Origin of the sequence: Riemerella columbina DSM 16469 (assembly GCF_000374405.1) — a bacterium.
In the GTDB taxonomy this organism is placed as follows: domain Bacteria; phylum Bacteroidota; class Bacteroidia; order Flavobacteriales; family Weeksellaceae; genus Riemerella; species Riemerella columbina.
Genome location: NZ_KB894269.1, coordinates 1 through 2,518, shown reverse-complemented (window position 1 = coordinate 2,518; position 2,518 = coordinate 1). Strand labels below are relative to the sequence as shown.

Genomic DNA, 2,518 nt, shown 5'->3' with positions numbered 1-2,518 from the left:
GCATATAATAACTTTAATAACAATGTAGGAAAAGGATTATATTTTCCGACAACGGATTTAACGACATGGGAGTTTAAGACTAATGCCATCAACCCGGGGAAGTTTAAAAATTACTTTGATGGAATGATTGTGTATAACTCTGGCACAGGAAAAACATTGGAAGATGCCAGCAAAGGAGGTAAACAAGTGTCTGTAACACCAGGGTTTTATTATTTTAAAAATCCTAATCAAACCGCACCAAGTGGGAGCGTAGCCAATGGCGAATGGGTAAGGTTAGAGGGTAAGAATATTTACACGGAAGACGGTACGCTTACGGCAGACAGAACCGTTAATCTGAATAATAAAAAACTAAAATTCACAGGAGGTGTAACTACTGTAGAAGCAAGTTCTTATTACCCACTATTAATCAACTCGACACAGGCTGCCGGAGGCGGGCTTGGATTGATAACTAACGGAGATCAAAACAAGAGAGTGGAACTAAGCGTAAATGGAGATGGCAATTTCAGACTATGGGCTAATGCAGATCGTTTATTTGTAAATAGAGAATCAGGGAATGTAGGTATAGGCACGAATACGCCAACATACAAGTTAGATATTTCAGGAAATGCGAGGGTTTTAAGTTCTTCCGATCATTTATTAAGAATGCAGAGAAATGGCTCTTCAGATTTTACAGATATAGTAAAACGAACAAATGGTGTATTTCTTATCACAAATAGGACAGGCGATGCTTGGAAAGGGGGAATATCTATTAATTCAGAAGGAAATGTGGGTGTAGGAAATGAAAATCCTTCCGAAAAATTAGAAGTAACAGGAAATGCAAAAATCACAGGTCTGGCAGGATCAGGAGACCGTGCAGTAGTAGCTGATGCTAACGGTAAACTAAAAACTGTAGCAATCTCTTCTCTGGGAAGTGATACCAACCTCTATAACTCTAATGGAACATTGACTTCGGAAAGGAAAGTCAACCTAAACGGAAAAAAGCTTCTATTTACCGGTTCGGGTAATATAGGAATTGGTACAGACGGCCCAACTTCAAAATTAGAAATAAAGGGAGACAACTGGTTCCCTTTGGTGGTTAATACTACAAATACAGGTGGAGGCGGAATAGCCATAAGTCCTAACGATTTTAGCAAGAGGGTAGAACTAAGTGCTACCCAAGACGGAAATTTTAGAATGTACATGGGTAGTTTTGGTGATCGTTTGCTTATTAATTCCAGTAAGGGTACTACAAGAATTAATGGAGATTATGCGATTGTAAAAGGAGACGGAGATGAAAATGCCTACATAGGAGGAGACGGAGCAGCCAATGATGTTCAGATAGGATCTACCAACAATAATGTTAATGATATTACCTTCTGGAATACCAACGGTAGAAGGATGAATATAGCAGCTAATGATGTAAGCTCAGGTAATAATACTTATACTCAAAACCTTACGGATACTCAAGATATAAAAGTAAGAGCTTTGGCAGGATCAGGAGACCGTGCAGTAGTAGCTGATGCTAACGGTAAACTAAAAACTGTAGCAATCTCTTCTCTGGGAAGTGATAACAACCTATATAACTCTGATGGAATCCTTTCCGCAAATAGAACAGTAAATATGAATGGTAACTCCTTAACCTTTAGTGGTAATAACGCCCAGATAAAAGTACCTGCTATGCAAGATCGCCCAGCATCAGAAAATGTTTCCGGAGTAGTGATGGGGGCAGATGGTATGCTTAAAAAAGACACTGGCTGGTGGAGGTTAGGGGACGGCGCTATTGATAAATCGAAAATAACAATAAACTCTATATTTTATCTCTCAAATGGAGGAATGATTCATTATTATGGTGGTTCAATTGTATATGAAGGTCCTGCTGAATCTTATGAGGGTGATGCTCGTTTAGGACGGTGTTGGAGAAGTAACATCATGTTTAGCCTTCCTCCCAATTATCTGAAAGACCATCTAAGATGGTATACCTCGCAGAAAATACACATAGATATGAATATACATATAAGTAAAAATGGAATGTTGGCCCATAACTCGGTTAATGGATTTCCTGCTACTGAATACGGTATTGTAACTTATTATAGTAATTCTGGTATTTCGTATGGTGGAAATATTAGAAATCTTGATAAATGGAAATGCGGTAGTGGGTACCTGGCTGAGACACCTCTGTTTTACTTAATGGCTATAAAATATTAAAATAAAAAAAAGCAGTTATGCAGGGCAGAATATGTTTTTTGTGCTATAACTATAGTAATATTTTTTCTATCCCAGTAGAGTTAAACGTGAGTTATTCCCTTCTTTTTAAGAGGGGAATCAATACCTAAAAACAAAGAAATTTATTTAATAAAATATATAATATTATGCCAGTAAAATACAATGTAGTGGAGCGTAAGAATCCGCAAAAGAGACAGGAGCCAGGTAAGTGGTATGCCAACGCCAAGGCAGATGGGGAGCTTACCCTTAAAGAAATAGCCGAGGAGATTTCTGGCGGCTCTACCACGGTGAGCGATACCGATGTTTTGGCAGTGCT

The 2,518-nt window shown here is 38.4% G+C and carries 2 protein-coding genes; both read left to right on the top strand.

The genetic code is table 11. The features are described 5' to 3' along the window. Positions 1–2,184 (top strand): autotransporter outer membrane beta-barrel domain-containing protein (locus tag C237_RS15050; protein ID WP_483826373.1); only part of this gene is annotated, 2,184 nt, incomplete at its 5' end. Positions 2,185–2,348: 164 nt separating this feature from the next. Further along, positions 2,349–2,518, top strand: a 170-nt coding sequence (locus C237_RS13365; RefSeq protein ID WP_018676414.1) for an HU family DNA-binding protein, incomplete at its 3' end; no start/stop codon positions are given.